16 protein-coding genes and 1 pseudogene are annotated in these 17075 nt (G+C 72.3%); 5 read left to right on the top strand and 12 right to left on the bottom strand.

Annotated features, from left to right (window positions below; all coding sequences use genetic code 11):
• The first annotated feature begins 4 nt into the window (after positions 1-4).
• Positions 5-1552, top strand: coding sequence for an IucA/IucC family protein (locus ACFWUY_RS23635; protein ID WP_384112192.1), 1548 nt, complete (start codon positions 5-7; stop codon positions 1550-1552).
• A 152-nt stretch (positions 1553-1704) separates the two neighbouring features.
• On the opposite strand, the gene ACFWUY_RS23630 is transcribed toward ACFWUY_RS23635, so the two are convergent.
• Positions 1705-2202, bottom strand: a complete 498-nt coding sequence (locus ACFWUY_RS23630; RefSeq protein ID WP_384112189.1) for a hypothetical protein — start codon at positions 2200-2202, stop codon at positions 1705-1707.
• 306 nt (positions 2203-2508) lie between these two features.
• Between ACFWUY_RS23630 and recA the strand changes: the two genes are divergently transcribed.
• Together recA and recX are read left to right on the top strand one after the other, a co-directional pair.
• Positions 2509-3654: a recombinase RecA gene (gene recA / locus ACFWUY_RS23625; RefSeq protein ID WP_384112270.1), complete on the top strand. Its 1146-nt coding sequence runs from the start codon at positions 2509-2511 to the stop codon at positions 3652-3654.
• Positions 3542-4225: pseudogene (gene recX / locus ACFWUY_RS23620) on the top strand (recombination regulator RecX); the annotation flags it as partial. The gene recA and the pseudogene recX, both read left to right, overlap by 113 nt.
• Before the next feature lie 126 nt (positions 4226-4351).
• Here the strand turns inward: recX and ACFWUY_RS23615 are convergent.
• From ACFWUY_RS23615 to ACFWUY_RS23580, 8 genes are all read right to left on the bottom strand, one after another.
• Positions 4352-4759: a rhodanese-like domain-containing protein gene (locus tag ACFWUY_RS23615; protein ID WP_384112186.1), complete on the bottom strand. Its 408-nt coding sequence runs from the start codon at positions 4757-4759 to the stop codon at positions 4352-4354.
• Positions 4756-5352 (bottom strand): cysteine dioxygenase, encoded by a 597-nt coding sequence (locus ACFWUY_RS23610; RefSeq protein WP_384112183.1) that lies wholly within the window; start codon positions 5350-5352, stop codon positions 4756-4758. Before ACFWUY_RS23610 ends, ACFWUY_RS23615 begins: the two co-directional genes overlap by 4 nt.
• 97 nt (positions 5353-5449) lie before the next feature.
• Positions 5450-5521, bottom strand: coding sequence for a putative leader peptide (locus ACFWUY_RS23605; RefSeq protein WP_309544753.1), 72 nt, complete (start codon positions 5519-5521; stop codon positions 5450-5452).
• 48 nt (positions 5522-5569) lie between these two features.
• Positions 5570-7294 carry an FAD-dependent monooxygenase gene (locus tag ACFWUY_RS23600; protein ID WP_384112180.1) on the bottom strand — a complete coding sequence of 575 codons (1725 nt, stop codon included), beginning with the start codon at positions 7292-7294 and terminating at the stop codon, positions 5570-5572.
• A gap of 192 nt (positions 7295-7486) precedes the next feature.
• Positions 7487-8377: an amino acid ABC transporter permease gene (locus ACFWUY_RS23595; protein WP_384112177.1), complete on the bottom strand. Its 891-nt coding sequence runs from the start codon at positions 8375-8377 to the stop codon at positions 7487-7489.
• Positions 8374-9048 carry an amino acid ABC transporter permease gene (locus ACFWUY_RS23590; protein ID WP_384112174.1) on the bottom strand — a complete coding sequence of 225 codons (675 nt, stop codon included), beginning with the start codon at positions 9046-9048 and terminating at the stop codon, positions 8374-8376. Before ACFWUY_RS23590 ends, ACFWUY_RS23595 begins: the two co-directional genes overlap by 4 nt.
• A 118-nt stretch (positions 9049-9166) precedes the next feature.
• Positions 9167-9988, bottom strand: coding sequence for a glutamate ABC transporter substrate-binding protein (locus tag ACFWUY_RS23585; RefSeq protein WP_384112171.1), 822 nt, complete (start codon positions 9986-9988; stop codon positions 9167-9169).
• Positions 9989-10041: 53 nt separating this feature from the next.
• Complete coding sequence (locus tag ACFWUY_RS23580) at positions 10042-10839, bottom strand: amino acid ABC transporter ATP-binding protein (RefSeq protein WP_384112168.1); 798 nt, start codon at positions 10837-10839, stop codon at positions 10042-10044.
• 304 nt (positions 10840-11143) lie between these two features.
• On the opposite strand from ACFWUY_RS23580, the gene ACFWUY_RS23575 reads away from it, so the two are divergent.
• Positions 11144-11857: a response regulator transcription factor gene (locus ACFWUY_RS23575; protein ID WP_384112166.1), complete on the top strand. Its 714-nt coding sequence runs from the start codon at positions 11144-11146 to the stop codon at positions 11855-11857.
• Between the two features lie 18 nt (positions 11858-11875).
• Positions 11876-13288 (top strand): ATP-binding protein, encoded by a 1413-nt coding sequence (locus ACFWUY_RS23570; protein ID WP_384112163.1) that lies wholly within the window; start codon positions 11876-11878, stop codon positions 13286-13288.
• Between the two features lie 93 nt (positions 13289-13381).
• Here the strand turns inward: ACFWUY_RS23570 and ACFWUY_RS23565 are convergent, their stop codons facing one another.
• The 3 genes from ACFWUY_RS23565 to ACFWUY_RS23555 form a co-directional block, all read right to left on the bottom strand.
• Positions 13382-14380, bottom strand: a complete 999-nt coding sequence (locus ACFWUY_RS23565; RefSeq protein WP_384112267.1) for a TAXI family TRAP transporter solute-binding subunit — start codon at positions 14378-14380, stop codon at positions 13382-13384.
• Positions 14381-15176: 796 nt separating this feature from the next.
• A complete protein-coding gene (locus ACFWUY_RS23560) occupies positions 15177-15821 on the bottom strand; it encodes a response regulator (RefSeq protein ID WP_384112160.1) in 645 nt (214 codons plus the stop codon).
• Positions 15806-17050, bottom strand: coding sequence for a sensor histidine kinase (locus ACFWUY_RS23555; protein WP_384112157.1), 1245 nt, complete (start codon positions 17048-17050; stop codon positions 15806-15808). Before ACFWUY_RS23555 ends, ACFWUY_RS23560 begins: the two co-directional genes overlap by 16 nt.
• Positions 17051-17075: the final 25 nt, after the last annotated feature.

The raw sequence follows: 17075 nt of genomic DNA, 5'->3' as shown, positions 1-17075 counted from the left end.
CCGCATGTGCCGAACTGCCGCGGAGCGCACCCTCGCCGCCGAGCTGGACGCGGTCCGGCCGGGGCTGACGGCCGCGTACGCCGCGGAGCTCCCCGGTGCCAGGGCCGCGGTGCTGACCCGGCTGTGGCGCGGTCTCGTCCACGAGCCGCTTCCCTGGGTCGCCACGCGCGCGGCCGGACGTGAGGGCGTCACCCTGCACCTGGCCGACGGGCGGCGCCTGCGAGGTCCGCTCTCGGACCCCTGGGCGACGGCGGCCTCGGTGACGGGGCTCGGTCTGGACGGGATCCGGTACGACCATCCGGCTGAACTGGTGGCCGCCCTGGCCGTACCCGGCGGCGGCCGGCTGGCCGCCGAACTCGACCACAGTGTCGCGTCGCTGGCCCTCTCCCGCACCGCGCCCCGGCGCATGGCCTCGCCGGTCCACCCGTGGGAGTGGGAGCAGGGGGAGACCGACGGACATCCGTACCATCCGGGCTGCCGCTCCCGGCCCGGTTTCTCCGCCGCCGAGCAGCTGGCGTACGCGCCGGAACACCGGCCCGTGGTCGCGCTGCGGCTCGCCGTGGTCGAGGGGGCGGCGGTGTCGGGGGAGTGGCCCCGCGAGCTTCGCGACGGCGCCTCCGTGCTGATCCCCGTCCACCCCTGGCAGGCCCGGCACGTCCTGTCCGGCCGGCCGCTGCGGCCCGGTCCGGCCGCGCACCCCCTGCTGTCCCTGCGCACGCTCGACATCGGCGGCGACACGCACGTCAAGACGTCGCTGAGCACGCGGCTCACCTCGACCGTGCGGGACATCTCGGAGTACACCGTCAGCAACGCCGTCACGACGTCCGACTTCGTCGAGCGGCTCGCCCGGCGTCTCGACGGGCGCCTGCACATCGCCCGCAACCTCGCGGCGGCCGGGGCGGGTACGGCCGACCTGGCGGCGCTCCTGCGCGAGTCACCACACGTCCACGCGGACGCGGCGGCCGGGGAGCGGGTCGTTCCGGTGGCGGCCCTCCCCGCGCTTCTCGCGTCACGCGCGCCCGGAGAACGGCTCGACCGGGCCGTCGGGTTCGCGCGGCTCGCCCTCGGCGTCTGCCTGGAGCTGCTGGACCTCGGGGTGGCCCTGGAGGCGCACGGTCAGAACCTGCTCGCCGTCGTCGACACCGAGGACCGGGTCAGGCGCCTCGTCTACCGGGACCTCGCCGACATCCGCATCAGCCCCGCCCGGCTGGCCCGGCACGGGATCCCGGCACCGCCGGTGGGCGGCCGGCTCCTGAACGACGACCCGGCCGTGCTCCGCCGCAAGGTCCTCGGCAGCCTGGTCACGGGGGCGCTCGGCCCGCTGGCGGGTGACGCGCCGACCCTCGGCGCGATCCTGGAGGCGGCCGCCCGGGATCTCGCCCCCACGGCCGACCTGTACGCCCTGCGGACGGAACCCCTCCCGGCGAAGGCCCTCACCCTGATGCGCCTGGACCCGAACGGTGGCGGTGACCTGTGGACGCGGCTTCCACATCCCGGCCCGACCGGCCCGACCGGCCGTGACCGGGCGGCACGGGAGGCGCAGCACGGCTGAGGGGCGGCGCCGTCGCGGAGGTGGCGCCGTCGCGCGTGAGGGCCGTCGCGGAGCGGGAGACGTCGTGGAGTGGAAGCCGTCGCGGGGTGGGGCCGGAATCGCGCCTTCGGCAGGCCGTACGTCCTCGGTGTGGTGCGTCGGGACCGGGTCGCTCAGTCGTCGGCGATCTGCAGGGCCAGCGCGAAGTGCTCTCCGTCCGTCCCCGCGAGGAGGCTGTCGAACAGCGGGGTGAGTCCGTTCACCGCGCCGCAGCGGGTGTCGTGGTTGGTCCACCAGTCGGCCTCCGGTCCGAGCAGGGACACCACACGGTCCGCCGCGCGCTCGGCGGCCTCGACGGGCAGGTGCAGGTGGCGCGGCCAGACCAGGTCGACGGCCGCGAGCTGGGCGAGGAACGCGGCGGCTTCGTGCGTCTCCACCGGTTCCAGGGCGCCGCAGATCCGGGGGACGGACGGAGGGGCGTACCCGGGCAGGAAGCGCCGCCAGGCCTCGTCCACCGCGACCTCGGCCAGCAGCGCGCGGACGCGGGCCGCCAGCTCCGGCAGGTCGGGACCCGGCGCGGTGAACCGCCCGGTCGCCACGTACACCCGCGTCGGCGTCGACAGCTCCGCCATGCCGGCTTCCAGCGCGGTCAGGACCTCCAGGGACGTCATGACTGGATCCTGCCGTACGCCCCCGCCCGGTCTCCGACCCGCCCGCTCTCTTTCTCTCCCTCCCCTCCCCCCGCCCGGTCGACCGGAACCGCTCGGCGGACGAGGAGAACGCCCCGTCACACCGGCCCGCGCCCTGGGCGTGGTGCGCTTGACACTGAAATCGAACATCCATTCTCATGAAAGTCCGGCCCTGGGAATCACGGGCTTGTCGACGAGTTGTCCACAGGCCGGAGGGGACGCCGGGGCCCATTGTCAGTGGCAGGGGTTAGCGTCTTTCACATGAAGCGATCGACTCAAGCAAACCGGGTGGAACCCATGGCAGGAACCGACCGCGAGAAGGCGCTCGACGCCGCACTCGCACAGATTGAACGCCAATTCGGCAAGGGCGCCGTGATGCGCATGGGCGACCGCGTCCAGGAGCCGATCGAGGTGATCTCCACCGGATCGACCGCCCTCGACATCGCGCTCGGTGTCGGCGGCCTGCCGCGCGGCCGTGTCGTGGAGGTCTACGGACCGGAGTCCTCCGGCAAGACGACCCTGACCCTGCACGCCGTGGCCAACGCGCAGAAGGCCGGCGGCCAGGTGGCGTTCGTCGACGCCGAGCACGCCCTCGACCCCGAGTACGCCAAGAAGCTCGGCGTCGACATCGACAACCTCATCCTGTCCCAGCCGGACAACGGCGAGCAGGCCCTCGAGATCGTCGACATGCTGGTCCGCTCCGGCGCCCTCGACCTGATCGTCATCGACTCCGTCGCCGCGCTGGTGCCGCGTGCGGAGATCGAGGGCGAGATGGGCGACTCGCACGTCGGTCTCCAGGCCCGACTGATGAGCCAGGCGCTCCGGAAGATCACCAGCGCGCTCAACCAGTCCAAGACCACCGCGATCTTCATCAACCAGCTCCGCGAGAAGATCGGCGTGATGTTCGGCTCGCCGGAGACCACGACCGGTGGCCGCGCCCTGAAGTTCTACGCGTCGGTCCGCCTCGACATCCGCCGTATCGAGACCCTCAAGGACGGCACGGACGCGGTCGGCAACCGCACCCGCGTCAAGGTCGTCAAGAACAAGGTCGCGCCCCCGTTCAAGCAGGCCGAGTTCGACATCCTCTACGGCCAGGGCATCAGCCGCGAGGGCGGTCTGATCGACATGGGCGTGGAGCACGGCTTCGTGCGCAAGGCCGGTGCCTGGTACACGTACGAGGGCGACCAGCTCGGCCAGGGCAAGGAGAACGCCCGCAACTTCCTGAAGGACAATCCCGACCTCGCCGACGAGATCGAGAAGAAGATCAAGGAGAAGCTCGGCGTCGGCGTCCGGCCCGAGGCCGCGAAGGCCGAACCGGGGACGGACGCGGCGGCCGTCGCCGACGCGGCCGGCGCGGACGAGGCCGCCAAGAGCGTCCCGGCACCCGCGAGCAAGACCGCGAAGGCGACCAAGGCCACCGCGGTCAAGAGCTGAACCGGTGACCGGTCGCACCGAATGGCCGGGTGACAGCTCCGACTCGTCGAGGGCCGAGCAGGAGCTGTCACCCCAGGATCCGGCCGAGCGGGCGCGGGCGATCTGTCTGCGCCTGCTCACCGGTTCCCCCCGCACGCGCAAGCAGCTCGCCGACGCACTGCGCAAGCGGGAGATCCCCGACGAGGTGGCGGAGGAGGTCCTCTCCCGTTTCGAGGACGTGGGGCTCATCGACGACGCCGCCTTCGCGGGGGCCTGGGTGGAGTCCCGCCACCACGGCCGGGGGCTCGCCCGCCGGGCTCTCGCCCGCGAGCTGCGCACGAAGGGCGTCGAGCCGTCCCTCATCCAGGAGGCGGTGGAGCAGCTCGACTCCGACCGGGAGGAGGCCACGGCGCGTGAGCTCGTGGCCCGCAAGCTGCGCGCCACCCGCGGTCTCGACCGCGACCGGCGTCTGCGCCGGCTCGCCGGGATGCTCGCTCGCAAGGGGTATCCCGAGGGCATGGCCCTCCGTGTCGTCCGCCAGGCGCTGGAGGCCGAGGGCGAGGACACGGACGGGCTCGACGAGCCCTTCTGACCCCCCTGGGGGGAGGGTTCAGAAGGGCTCGTCACCCGCACCGCATCCGCACCCGCATCCGCGTCCACATCGCATACGCTCCCGCGTCCGCTTCCGGTCGGGAACGGACCGTCGGCGGGCCCTGCCTCAGCCGCCCGTGGCCGGGAGGAGGACCGGTAGGCCCTCGGCCTTCCAGGCCTGGAAGCCGCCGATCAGGTCCGTAGCCCGGTGGAGGCCCAGCCGGCGCAGGGACTCGGCCGCGAGGGAGGAGGCGTAGCCCTCGTTGCAGAGCACCACCACCCGCAGATCGTGGCTGTCCGCCTCCGGCGCCCGGTGGCTGCCCCGGGGGTCGAGCCGCCATTCCAGTTCGTTGCGCTCCACCACCAGCGCACCCGGGATCAGCCCGTCCCGTTCGCGCAGGGCCGCGTACCGGGTGTCCACCAGGAGCGCGTCACCCGCCTCGTACGCCTCGTGGACAGCCCGGGGCGTGATCCGGTCGAGGCCCGCCCTGACCTGCTCAAGGAGTTCGTCGATGCCCACGTGTCCGTCGCTCACTGCCAGTCCTCCGGGCGCTCGACCTGCTCAAGACGGAGTACCGCGCCCGTCCGGCTGAACCGCCGGATCAGCGGGAGCGGCGGATAGTAGGCGTGCACCGACACCGCGTGGGTGTCCGGTGACCCGTTGAGCACCTCGTGCACATGGTGGGTGCCGAAGGCGCGGCTCCCGCCCTCCCCGAGATGGCGGGAGCGGTCGAGTCCGTCGGCCAGTTCCAGGGTCTTCCAGCCGCTCGCCGGCAGCCGGACCGCGAGCGCGTTCTCGGTCAGCGTCCCGCGTGCGGTGGCGAAGGCGCCCAGGGACTCGGCGTGGTCGTGCCAGCCGGTGCCGGTGCCGGGCGGCCAGCCGATCAGCCAGGCCTCGCTGCCGCCGGGGCCTTCGAGGCGCACCCAGGTACGGCCCTCGGGGTCGAGCGGCAGGGAGTCGACCAGTTCCCGGTCCGCCGCCGCGCGGCGGACGAAGTCGAGCAGATCAGCGGCCGTCGGAGCGCTCGAGGAAGCGACGGAAGCCGTGGGAACGGCGGGATCGGTGAGAGCGGTGGAAGCAGCGGCCGAGGAGGGGGAGGGGGTGGGCGCGGGGGTGTGTGGAGACACGGGTGACCGTCCTGTGGTTCGCGAAGAGCGCGCGGCCGCACACGGCACACGGACGCGGGCACGTCGGCGGCGGGGCGCGCGCGGGGAGAAGGCGAGATCAGCAGGACGGGCGACACACGCAGCCCGCGTAGCGGACGAGGTCCATATGGACCCTCCGCCACAGGCGCACATCGGTGTCGGTCACGTTCCGGAGTACACCATGCGCGCCCGGGAGGAATCAATGCATGTCCGCCGTGCGGTCCCTCTTGGCGGACACCGGGGCCGGCACTTCGGCATCCACGGTCGTGCCCGGCCTACCGCCCGGCTCGTCCCTCGAACCGTCGGCCGCCTCGTCGGTCGCCGAGCCGCCGCGGGCCGCGTCCGCCGCCGCGTACAGCTCCTCGGGGCGGACCCCGGAGAAGGCGGCGACGAGGTGCCCGTCGGGCCGTACGAGCAGGACGGCGTGGGCCGGAGCGCCCGGGTACGCCTCGGTCACCAGGATCTCCGCCTTCGCCGGGAGGGCGCGCACCGCCTCGTCGAGCCGGGGCATCAACCCCGCGCCCTGCCAGTGCCGTCGGTCCCACACCCCGGTGCCGGGTGCGACCAGGAGGACCAGCAGGCGGCCCTGACCGAGCCGGTCCCTGAGCCGTACGGTCGTGCCGTCGGGGGCGGTCACGCGAACGTCCTCGACGGGGGCGCCCACCGGGGTGCTCACGGGGGTCAGGCCCTCGGCGTACGGGGGTGCGAGGGGGGAGTGCGGGTACGCGGGGGGCGCGCCGAGCGGGCCGCGCCCCACATGGCCGTCGGTGAGGAGGGCGTCGTGGCCGCGCGTGGCCCCCGGGAGGTACGTCCGCAGCCCGCCGCCGCCGCGCAGGACCGGCAGCGACTGGTCCGCCGCGCGCAGCCGGTGGGCGACGGCCGAGCGGCGCTCGCTCTGGTAGCTGTCGAGGAGCCGGTCCGGGGCGCCGTGGTGCCAGGTGAGGGCGAGCTTCCAGGCGAGGTTGTCGACGTCCCTGAGCCCCTCGTCGAGGCCCTGGGTGCCGACCGCGCCGAGCAGATGGGCCGCGTCCCCGGCGAGGAGTACCCGGTCGACCCGCCAGCGCCGGGCGAGCCGGTGGTGCAGGGTGTGCACGCCGGTGTCGATGAGCTCGTACGGCGGTGTCACCCCGTCGCACCAGCCGGCCAGGGTCTCGCGGATCCGCGCGACCAGCACGTCCGGGGTGACGAGGTCGCCCCGGGGCGGCAGCAGCCAGTCGATCCGCCACACCCCGTCGGGCAGCGGACGGGCGGCGATCTCGTCGGAGGCGCCCCGCCACGGGGGCTGACGGTGCAGCAGGGCCTCGCCGGGCCAGGGGAGTTCGGTGCGCAGCGCGGCGACCGCGTGCCGTTCCACCGCGGTACGGCCGGGGAAGCGGATGCCGAGGAGCTTGCGTACGGTCGAGCGGGCTCCGTCGCAGCCGACGAGATGGCTGCCGCGCCACCAGGTGCCCGCCGGTCCCCGGGTGTGGGCGACGACCCCGTCGCGGTCCTGCTCGATGGTGTCGAGCCTGGCCTCGGTGACGATCTGGACGAGCTTCTGGTGGGCGATGGCGTCGCGCAGTCCGCGCGCGAGGGCGTGCTGGGGGATGTGCAGCGGCGCGGCAGGGGCGGAGGGCGAGGCCGGGTCCTCGGACCACTCCTCCGTACCGCCGAGTCCCAGGTCGAGCGCGAGGTGGCGCACCTGCTGGCGGCGGCGCATACCGCGCCAGCCGACCCAGCGGACGCCCTCGTCACGGAGGGTGGTGCAGCCCAGCCGCTCCACCATGGCGGCCATGTCGGCGCGCAGGACGACGCTCCGCGCGGGGCGGAGCTCCTCCTTGCCGGAGCCCTCGTCGAGGACGACGCTGGGCACGCCCTGCGCGGCGAGCGCGAGGGAGAGCGCGAGGCCGACCGGCCCCGCGCCCACGATGATCACCGGGTCCACGGCGCGGCTCCTGAAGGCCGGACGGACATGAGGGCAGCACAGCTGAGTGTGGCACGATCCCGGTGCTTGATCACAGACCGTATGCAACCCACTGAGGGTGCTTGCGTCAAGCGACGGGGTGGGCGCGGTGCGGCCGACCTGAAGTCGGTGCCGCTCCGGCCCACCCCTGTTGTCCCACGGACCCCGTCGGGGTCAGGCGTCGCTGACCGTCTTCGTCGGCACTTCGGGGGCTCCCGCCTGGGCGGGGAGCGTCACGGCGGGGGACTTCTTGCCCCGGCGGAGGCGCTTCTCCAGCCAGCTCGCGAAGCTGGTCAGGGCGAAGTTCAGGACGATGTAGATCAGCGCGATGACCACGAGGGTGGCGATCGTGTTGGCGCCGTAGTTGGCCGTGATCTGCCGGTTCTGACTGAGCAGCTCCGAGAAGCCGAGCAGGGCGCCGCCGAGCGCGGTGTCCTTGACGATCACGACGAGCTGGCTGACCAGGGCCGGGAGCATCACCGTCACGGCCTGCGGCAGCAGGACGTACAGCATGGTCTGGCCCTTGCGCATGCCGAGCGCCACGGCCGCGTCGCCCTGGCCGCGGGGCAGCGAGAGCACACCGGCGCGGACGACCTCGGCGATCACGGAGGCGTTGTAGAGCACCAGGCCGGTGACGACCGCGTAGAGCGGGCGGTAGTCGGAGCTCACGCCCGTGAACTCCCGGTAGACCTGGTTGGCGAACACCATCAGGAGGAGTACCGGGATGGCGCGGAAGAACTCCACGACCGCGCCGACGGGCACCCGTACCCAGCGGTGGTCGGAGAGCCGGCCGATGCCGAGGACGGCGCCGAGGGGCAGCGCGATCAGGATGGAGAGCGCGGCGGCCTTGAGGGTCTCCACGAGGCCGGGCAGCAGGTACGTCGTCCAGACCTTGGAGTCGGTGACGAACGGGCTCCACTTGTCCGCGTCCAGCTGGTTCTTCTCGTCCAGGGCGGCCAGCACCCACCAGCCCACCAGGACGAGGACCACCAGGAAGGCGATCGTGTAGAGGACGTTCCGCCGCTTGGCGCGCGGTCCGGGGGTGTCGTACAGGACGGAACTCATCGCTTCACCGCCAGTCGCTTGGCCGCCCAGCCCAGGAACAGGCCGGTGGGAAGGGTGAGAACGACGAAGCCGAAGGCGAAGATGCCGAAGACCACGAAGAGGGCGTCGGCCTCGTTCTCGATCATCTCCCTCATCAGGACCGCCGCCTCGGCGGCGCCGATGGCCGCCGCGACGGTGGTGTTCTTGGTGAGGGCGATCAGGACGTTGGCGAGCGGGGTCACCGCGGCGCGGAACGCCTGCGGGAGGACCACGAACGTGAGGACCTGAGTGAAGGTGAGACCCAGTGCGCGAGCGGCCTCGGCCTGACCCGGCGGGACGGTGTTGATGCCCGAGCGCAGTGCCTCGCAGACGAAGGTGCCGGTGTACGCCACGAGTCCGAGGATCGCGAGCCGGAAGCCGACGTCCTCCGAGCGGTCCCCGCCGAGCGTGATGAGCAGGGTCTGGTTGAGGCCCAGCAGGCAGGCGACGATGACCACCGTCAGCGGGGTGTTCCGGACGAGGTTGACGTACGCGGTGGCGAAGCCGCGCATGATCGGGACCGGGCTGACCCGCATCGCGACCAGGGCCGTGCCCCAGATCAGCGAGCCGATGGCCGAGTAGAGGGCGAGCTTCGCCGTCACCCAGAAGGCGCCGAGCAGGTCGTACTGCCCGGAATCAAGAAAGTCGAACACGATGCCCCGCGCTCTCCCCTGGTGGTCGGTCGGTGTGGAGGCCGTGCGTGGGCAGCGGCCGGTGCCGGTGTGACGGCCGCCCCGAGCGGGGCGGCCGTCACGGACCGGGCGGGACGGGTCAGCCGGCGATCTTCGGCGCGGGGTCGTTCTTGTAGCCCGACGGGCCGAAGTGCTCCTTGACGAGCTTGTCCCAGCTGCCGTCGGAGACCATCTTCTTCAGGGCCTCGTTGATCTTGCCCTTGAGCTCGGCGTCGCCCTTCTTGAGGCCGATGCCGTAGTTCTCGTCGCTCATGGAGAGGCCCGCGAGCTTGAACTTGCCCTGGTGCTCCTTCTGCGCGGCGTAGCCCGCGAGGATGGAGGCGTCCGTGGTCAGGGCGTCGACGGCCTTGTTCTCCAGGCCGGTCAGGCACTCGGAGTAGCCGCCGAGCTGCTGGAGGTCGGCCTTCGGGGCCAGCTTGTCCTTGACGTTCTGCGCGGAGGTCGAGCCCGTGACCGAGCAGAGCTTCTTGGAGTTGAGGTCCGCGACCTTGGTGATCGAGCTGTCGTCGGCGCGTACCAGGAGGTCCTGGTGCGTCACGAAGTACGGACCGGCGAAATCGACCTCCTTGAGGCGCTTCTCGTTGATCGAGTAGCTGGCGACGACGAACTTCACGTCACCGTTTTTGATCAGGTTCTCGCGCTCGGCGCTCGGCGCCTGCTTCCAGTTGATCTTGTCCTCGGCGTAGCCGAGTTCCTTGGCGACGTATCGGGCGACGTCGACGTCGAAGCCGGCGTACTTGCCGTCGGGCGTCTTCAGGCCCAGGCCGGGCTGGTCGAACTTGATGCCGATGTTGATCTTGTCGCCGTTGCTGCCGGAGTCCGAGCCGCCGCCGCAGGCCGTGGCGGTCAGGGCGAGGACGACGGCGGCCGCGGCGGCCGCGGAGGTGGTGCGAAGCTTCATGGAGGAATGTCCCTTTACTAGGCGTGAGTTGGGAAGAATAGGCCCGAACTCGCTCAGTGGTGAAGGATCTTGGAGAGGAAGTCCTTGGCACGGTCGCTGCGCGGGTTGCTGAAGAACTCCTCGGGCGTCGCCCGCTCGACGATCCGTCCGTCGGCCATGAAGACGACCCGGTTGGCGGCGGAGCGCGCGAAGCCCATCTCGTGGGTGACGACCACCATCGTCATGCCGTCCCGGGCCAGCTGCTGCATGACCTCCAGGACCTCGTTGATCATCTCGGGGTCGAGGGCCGAGGTGGGCTCGTCGAACAGCATGACCTTCGGGTCCATCGCCAGCGCGCGGGCGATCGCCACGCGCTGCTGCTGGCCGCCGGAGAGCTGCGCCGGGTACTTGTCCGCCTGGGTGCCGACGCCGACCCGGTCCAGCAGGGCGCGGGCCTTGGTCTCGGCGGCCTTCTTCTCCGTCCTGCGGACCTTGATCTGTCCCAGCATCACGTTCTCGAGCACCGTCTTGTGCGCGAAGAGGTTGAACGACTGGAACACCATGCCGACGTCGGACCGCAGCCGGGCGAGCTCCTTGCCCTCCGCGGGCAGCGGCTTGCCGTCGATGGTGATGGAGCCGGAGTCGATGCTCTCCAGCCGGTTGATCGTGCGGCACAGCGTCGACTTGCCGGACCCGGAGGGTCCGATGACGACCACGACCTCGCCGCGGCTGATCGTCAGGTCGATGTCCTGGAGGACATGCAGTGCGCCGAAGTGCTTGTTCACGCCGGACAGTACGACCAGGTCGTCCGCGGCGTGCGGGGTGTCCTCGGGCCCCTTGGGCACTGACTGGGACACAGACTCTCCGCTCATCGGGCTCTTGCTCCGTCCTCCTCGGTTGGGGAGGACACTAGAGACCCACTGTGATGACCGTCATCACATCTGAGCGGAAATTGAGGATAACGATCCGGCCGCAACCGGACACAGTGGGTGAAGAGGGCACCCCGGGCCGTACCGGCTGCATAACGGAAACGCCGACGTCACAGGGGGACACTTGACTGTGACGCCGAAGATCGGTGTTCATGCCCTGGTACCACCTGGTACACAGGGAGCCGCTACCGGCACGTCACCACATCACCCATCACCACGTCACCACATCACCACGGAGGAGGTACGTATGCGACTGCTGCTCGTCGAGGACGACGACCATGTCGCCGCCGCCCTCTCCGCGATCCTCGCCAAGCACGGCTTCACGGTCACGCACGCCCGCAACGGCGAGGAGGCGCTCCAGGCCGTCCTGCCCACCGCGCAGGGCGAGCGCCCGTCCTACGGGGTGATCCTGCTCGACCTCGGCCTCCCCGACCAGGACGGCTACCAGGTCTGCGGCCGCATCAGGAAGCTCACCACCACCCCGGTGATCATGGTGACCGCGCGCGGCGACGTACGCTCCCGCATCCACGGGCTCAACCTCGGCGCCGACGACTACGTCGTCAAGCCCTACGACCCCGGTGAGCTCCTCGCCCGGATCCACGCCGTCAGCCGACGCCACTCCGGCGCCGAGGAGGCGGCCGGGACCGGCACCACCTCCGACGGCACCCTGCTGCGGCTCGGAGCCGTCACCATCGAGCTGCCCACCCGCCGGGTCAGCGTCGACGGCGAGAGCGTCCCCCTCACCCGCAAGGAGTTCGACCTCCTCGCCCTCCTCGCCCAGCGCCCCGGAGTCGTCTTCCGCCGCGAACAGATCATCAGCGAGGTCTGGCGAACCAGTTGGGAAGGGACCGGTCGCACCCTGGAGGTGCACGTCGCCTCCCTGCGCTCCAAGCTGCGCATGCCCGCCCTGATCGAGACCGTGCGGGGTGTCGGCTACCGCCTGGTCACCCCCTCCGCGTAACCGCCGGACGGCCCCTTCGTGCGCACCCGCCTCCTCCCGCTGCTCATCATCCTGATGGCGGGCGTCCTGCTCGCCCTCGGCTTCCCGCTCGCCGCCAGCCTCGCCGCCTCCGAACAGCAGCGGGTCGTCGTCGACCGGCTCGACGACGCCGCGCGCTTCGCCGCGCTCGCCCAGTTCGTCAGCGAGACCAACCCCGGCACCGACGAACGGCAGGCCACGCTCGGCGGTGAACTCGCCAGCTACCACGACGTGTACGGCATCCGCGCCGGCATCTTCTACCGCAACAACCGCGCCATGGCCGCCGCGCCCGAGGACTGGGTCGTCCCGTACGAGGGAGAGGGCCGCCGCGCCTTCCGCGAGGCGCTCCTCGGCCGCCGCAGCCACGACCCGCCCCAGGTGTGGCCCTGGCAGCCGCACGCGAGGCTCACCATCGCCTCCCCGGTCGTCCGCGACGGGGACGTCGTCGCGGTCGTCGTCACCGACTCGCCCACCGGGCAGCTCCGCTCCCGCATCCTGCGCGGCTGGCTGCTGATCTTCGCGGGCGAGTCCGCCGCCATGCTGCTCGCCGTCGGCGCCGCCTTCCGGCTCACCGGCTGGGTCCTGCGGCCGGTCCGCGTCCTCGACTCCGTCACCCACGACATCGCCACCGGACGGATGAACTCCCGCGTCGCCGCGACCGGCGGGCCGCCCGAACTGCGGCGGCTCGCACTCTCGTTCAACGAGATGGCCGACAACGTCGAGGAGGCTCTCGAGCAGCAGCGGGCGTTCGTCGCCGACGCCTCCCACCAGCTGCGCAACCCGCTGGCCGCGCTGCTCCTGCGGATCGAGCTGCTCGCCATGGAGCTGCCCGAGGGCAACGAGGAGATCGCCTCCGTACGGACCGAGGGCAAGCGCCTCTCGCAGGTCCTCGACGATCTCCTCGACCTGGCGCTCGCCGAGCACGCGGCGGCCGAGCTCCGGCTCATCGACGTCGGCGCGCTCACCGCCGAGCGGGTCGTGTCCTGGCGGCCGGTCGCCGAGGACAAGGGCGTCCTGCTCACCGGGGAGTGCGGGGCGGTCACGGCCTGGGCGGACCCGGTGGCCCTCTCCAGCGCCCTGGACGCGGTGATCGACAACGCGCTGAAGTTCACGCCGGCGGGGGAGGGGGTCGCCGTCACGGTCTCCGTGCCCCCGGGCGGGGAGACCGTCTCCGTCGTCGTCGCCGACCGGGGGCCCGGCCTCACGGAGGACGAGCTGGCCCGGGTCGGCGACCGCTTCTGGCGCTCCGGGCGGCACCAGAACGTCAAGGGCTCGGGGCTCGGCCTGTCCATCACGCGTGTCCTGCTGACGGCGGGCGGCGGGAGCCTCACGTTCGCCCCGAACGAACCGCACGGGCTGCGGGTGACGGTCACCGTCCCCCGGCACGCGCCGGACCGGGGCCCGACGCGGTAGGAACGTGGTGGGAACCTCTTCGGCGCCGGGCCGGGGTCGGACGTGGTGGGAACCTCTTCGGCGCCGGGCCGGGGTCCGACGCGGTGGGAACCCTTACGGCTTCACCGAGCGGTAGTAGCGGCGGGCGCCTTCGTGGAGGGGCAGGGGTTCCGTGTAGACGGCGGTCCGCAGGTCCACCAGCTGGGCCGGGTGGACCTGGCTGCCGATCCGGTCCCGGCTCCTGATCACCGTACGCGTGAAGCCCTCCACCAGGCCCACGTCGGCCTCCTCGGTGGTGACCAGGAGGTTCGCCACGGCGAGGGTCTCGATCCGCCGGCCGTCCTGCGCCTTGGCGTACGCGTCGGCGGGAATCACCGCCGACCGGTAGTGGCGGGTCGAGTCGCCGACGTCGTGGAGCCGGTCCACCAGGGCCGCGTCGAGCGGCAGCAGCCGGACCTCGAAGCGCTCGGACAGCTTCTGTACCGCCTCGGTGGGCAGGCCGCCCGACCAGAAGAACGCGTCGAGCCTGCCCCGCTCCAGGAGACCCGGCATGGTGTCGATGCCCACCGAGACCGGCTCGATGTCGCGTACGGGCGCGAGGCCCGCCGCCGCGAGGACCCGGTCCGCTATCAGTCGGACGCCCGACCCGTCCTGGCCGACGCCGACCCGGAGACCGCGCAGGTCCCGCACGCTCTGCAGGGACGAACCCTTGCGCACCACGAGCTGTACGTAGTCGTCGTAGAGCCGGGCGCAGCCGCGCAGCCGCTCGAAGCCGGGCCGGCGCTCACGCTGGTACTGGGCCACCGCGTCGGCCGTCGCGATGGTGAAATCGGCCTCGCCCGAGGCCACCCGGGCCAGGTTCTGCTGGGAGCCCTCACTGTCCTTGAGCGTTATCGAGACCTCGGGGAGGTCCTGGGCGAGGGCCTGCTTCAGCAGCTTGCCGTACCGCTGGTAGACGCCGCTGGGGACACCCGTACTGAAGGTGACCGAGCCGCTCGGCACGGGTGGGCCGAAGGGCATCAGCCACCACACCAGCATCCCGCACACCGCGAGCAGCGCGGCCGAGACCGCGAGGACACGGCGGCGGGCGGCACGGGAGAGGGAGGCGAACATGCCGCGATCCTGCCAGGTCACCGCCGTCCCTGGCCAGGATCGGCGGTGTGAGGTGCCCGCCTGCGGGCCGGCGAGGGCCTGCGCGCGGAGCCCGGTGGCAGGTGCCGTCAGCAGGCGAAGCCGGACCTGCCCGTCTTCGTGGTGGTGAGGTGGGTGAGGGCGCTGCCCGGCGGGAGCCGGCCGCGGGTCATGCGAACACGGCGTGCCGGACCCTTGGGCACGGGACGGCCACGGCCGGGTACGGCGGCCGGGACGGGGCGCTGGGCACATCGGCAGAGTGTCCGAAAACGATCACCGCGGCGAGCTGTGAAGCGCCGAAGCACTCACTTGCCGGATCCCGTTCGAGGGGGGCGGTCCGGGCGCGTCCGAGAGGTTCCCGGCGGGCCGCCGGGCGGCGGTGACCGGAGAAGTGCCCCCCGGCCGCCCCCGAGCCCGCCCCCCGGCCGCCCCCGAGCCCGCCCCTCCGAGCGGCCTCGAGTGCGCTCCGCCGAAGTGATGAGCGCACTCCGGGTGCGCGCCGCGCCGTGTGTCGCGCCGGAGCGTCGGGGCCCCGGCGGCTAGCGTCACCTTGCGTTCGGTGATCTTGAGGACAGTCCCCTGTCCGCCCCTGGCGTCCCCACCCGAGATCGCCAACTCACCTTTGTCCCCACGGAGTTCCCATGCCCGCAGTGAAGATGCCGTTCTCGCTGGCGGACCGGCTGAGGAGCGGTCCGAGACGCCATGGCGATCGGATCGTGGCCGGCCAGTACCGACCCGTACCGGGCCCCTGCCCCGTATCGACGCGCGCCCCGCCCGCCTACGACTCCAGGTAGCGGAGCACCGCCAGGATCCGCCGGCTGTAGCCGGTGGTCCGGGACAGCTCCAGCTTGTCGAAGACGGCGTTGAGGTTCTTCTCCACCGCGCTCACGGAGATGTGCAGCTTCCCCGCGATGGCCGTGTTCGTGTGGCCCTGCGCCAGTGCCTCCAGGACCGTGCGCTCCCGGGGCGTAAGGCGTGCCAGCGGGTCCCCGTGCGTGGTCCGTACGACCAGCTGCCGTACGACCTCCGGATCGATCGCCGCCCCACCGGCGTGGATCCGCTCAAGGGCGTCGAGGAACTCCTCGACGTGCGCCACCCGGTCCTTGAGGAGGTAGCCGACCCGTTCGGCGCCGGACGCGAGGAGCTGGGCCGCGTAGGCGCGCTCGGTGTGCTGCGAGAGGACCAGCACACCGACTTCGGGGAAACGCTCCCGGATCTCGACGGCCGCCCGCAGTCCCTCGTCCGTGTGGGTCGGCGGCATCCGGATGTCGGCGACGAGGATGTCGGGCCGCTGCTCCTCGACCTCCTCGAGCAGGGTCACCGCGTCCCCCAGCGCCGCCAGGACCTCATGGCCCTCCTCGACGAGCAGCCTCACCAGGCCCTCGCGCAGCAGGGTCGAGTCCTCGGTCAGGATGACGCGCACGGCAGCTCCGCTGTGATGGTGGTCGGTCCCCCGAGGGGGCTGTGGACGTGCAGTACGCCGTCGAGCGCGGCGACCCGGCTGCGCAGTCCGGTCAGCCCGCCACCGGTCTCGTTCGCACCGCCCGTGCCGTCGTCCTCGACCCGTACGGTGAGCCGCGCACCGTCGAGCGCCACCGCCACCGAGACCGCCGAGGCCGAGGAGTGCTTGACCGCGTTCGTCACGGACTCCGACACCACGAAGTAGGCGGCGGTCTCCACCGGACGCGGCAGCGGGGCGCCGACCTCGAAGCGGGTCCGCAGCGCGATGCCGCTCCGCTCGGCGACCCCGCCGATCGCCTCTTCGAGCCCGAGGGTGTCGAGCGCCGACGGGTACACCCGCCAGGCCACCTCGCGGAGTTCGGTCAGCACGCCCCGGGCCTCCTCGTGCGCCTGGAGCAGCAGCGCGTCGGTCCGCCCGGGGTCGCGGCCCCGGCGCGCCCGGCCGATCAGCATGGCGAGGGCCACCAGACGCTGCTGCACCCCGTCGTGCAGATCGCGCTCGATGCGCCGCCGCTCGGCGTCCACGGCCTCGACGACCGCTGCCCGGCTGGTGGCGAGTTCGTCGATACGGCGCCGGAGCAGCTCCCGCTCGGAGGGGCCGAAACACTCGCGGGCGGTACGGGCGTCCAGGGCGGCCAGCGAGTACAGGCCCTGGACGTCGAGGAAGAGCAGTACGCCGCCGAGCAGGACCTGGGTGAGCAGCTCGTACCGGTCGAGCGTGCCCCGGACCACGCCGTGGACCAGGAGGCCGGCCAGGACGGCGCCGAAGGCGAGGAGTCCGATGACCACGGCGCAGAGCAGTCCGCTGTAACTGCGGACCGCGAGGTAGCGCAGGATCTTCCGGTCGGACGCCTCGTAGTGCTCGGGGAAGAGGTCGCCGTAGAAAGCGGAGCGCCGGACCCGTTCGAGGGCGACCAGGCGCCGGGCGCCGCCCATCAGGATCTCCAGGGCGTCGGCCCGGGTACGCGGCCAGAGCAGGAACGGGCCGAGGAACGCGCCGACGGCGAGGAAGTAGAGGGCGCCGACCAGAGCGGTCGCGCAGCCGAGGAGGGTCCCGAGGCCGCGCCACGGCCAGGACGGGGTGGTCGTACGGCCGTCGGTCCCGCCGTCGCGGTTTCCGTCGCTCCCGTCGTCCCCGCCGGACTCGGTCGGCGGCCGGCCGGACGCGGTGCCCGCCAAGTCCCCCTGCACGGGGCCCGAGACTAGTGCGGTCGTA

This window comes from Streptomyces sp. NPDC058664 (assembly GCF_042716635.1).
In the GTDB taxonomy this organism is placed as follows: domain Bacteria; phylum Actinomycetota; class Actinomycetes; order Streptomycetales; family Streptomycetaceae; genus Streptomyces.
The sequence above is the reverse complement of the archived record's forward strand: the minus strand, read 5'-3'. Positions and strand labels throughout refer to the sequence as shown.

Coding starts and splice junctions, on each gene's coding strand:
- ACFWUY_RS23575 (WP_384112166.1), top strand. CDS start 11,144: ATGCGACTGCTGCTCGTCGAGGACGACGACCATGTCGCCGCCGCCCTC.
- ACFWUY_RS23585 (WP_384112171.1), bottom strand. CDS start 9,988: ATGAAGCTTCGCACCACCTCCGCGGCCGCCGCGGCCGCCGTCGTCCTC.
- ACFWUY_RS23595 (WP_384112177.1), bottom strand. CDS start 8,377: ATGAGTTCCGTCCTGTACGACACCCCCGGACCGCGCGCCAAGCGGCGG.
- ACFWUY_RS23635 (WP_384112192.1), top strand. CDS start 5: ATGTGCCGAACTGCCGCGGAGCGCACCCTCGCCGCCGAGCTGGACGCG.
- ACFWUY_RS23630 (WP_384112189.1), bottom strand. CDS start 2,202: ATGACGTCCCTGGAGGTCCTGACCGCGCTGGAAGCCGGCATGGCGGAG.
- ACFWUY_RS23565 (WP_384112267.1), bottom strand. CDS start 14,380: ATGTTCGCCTCCCTCTCCCGTGCCGCCCGCCGCCGTGTCCTCGCGGTC.
- ACFWUY_RS23580 (WP_384112168.1), bottom strand. CDS start 10,839: ATGAGCGGAGAGTCTGTGTCCCAGTCAGTGCCCAAGGGGCCCGAGGAC.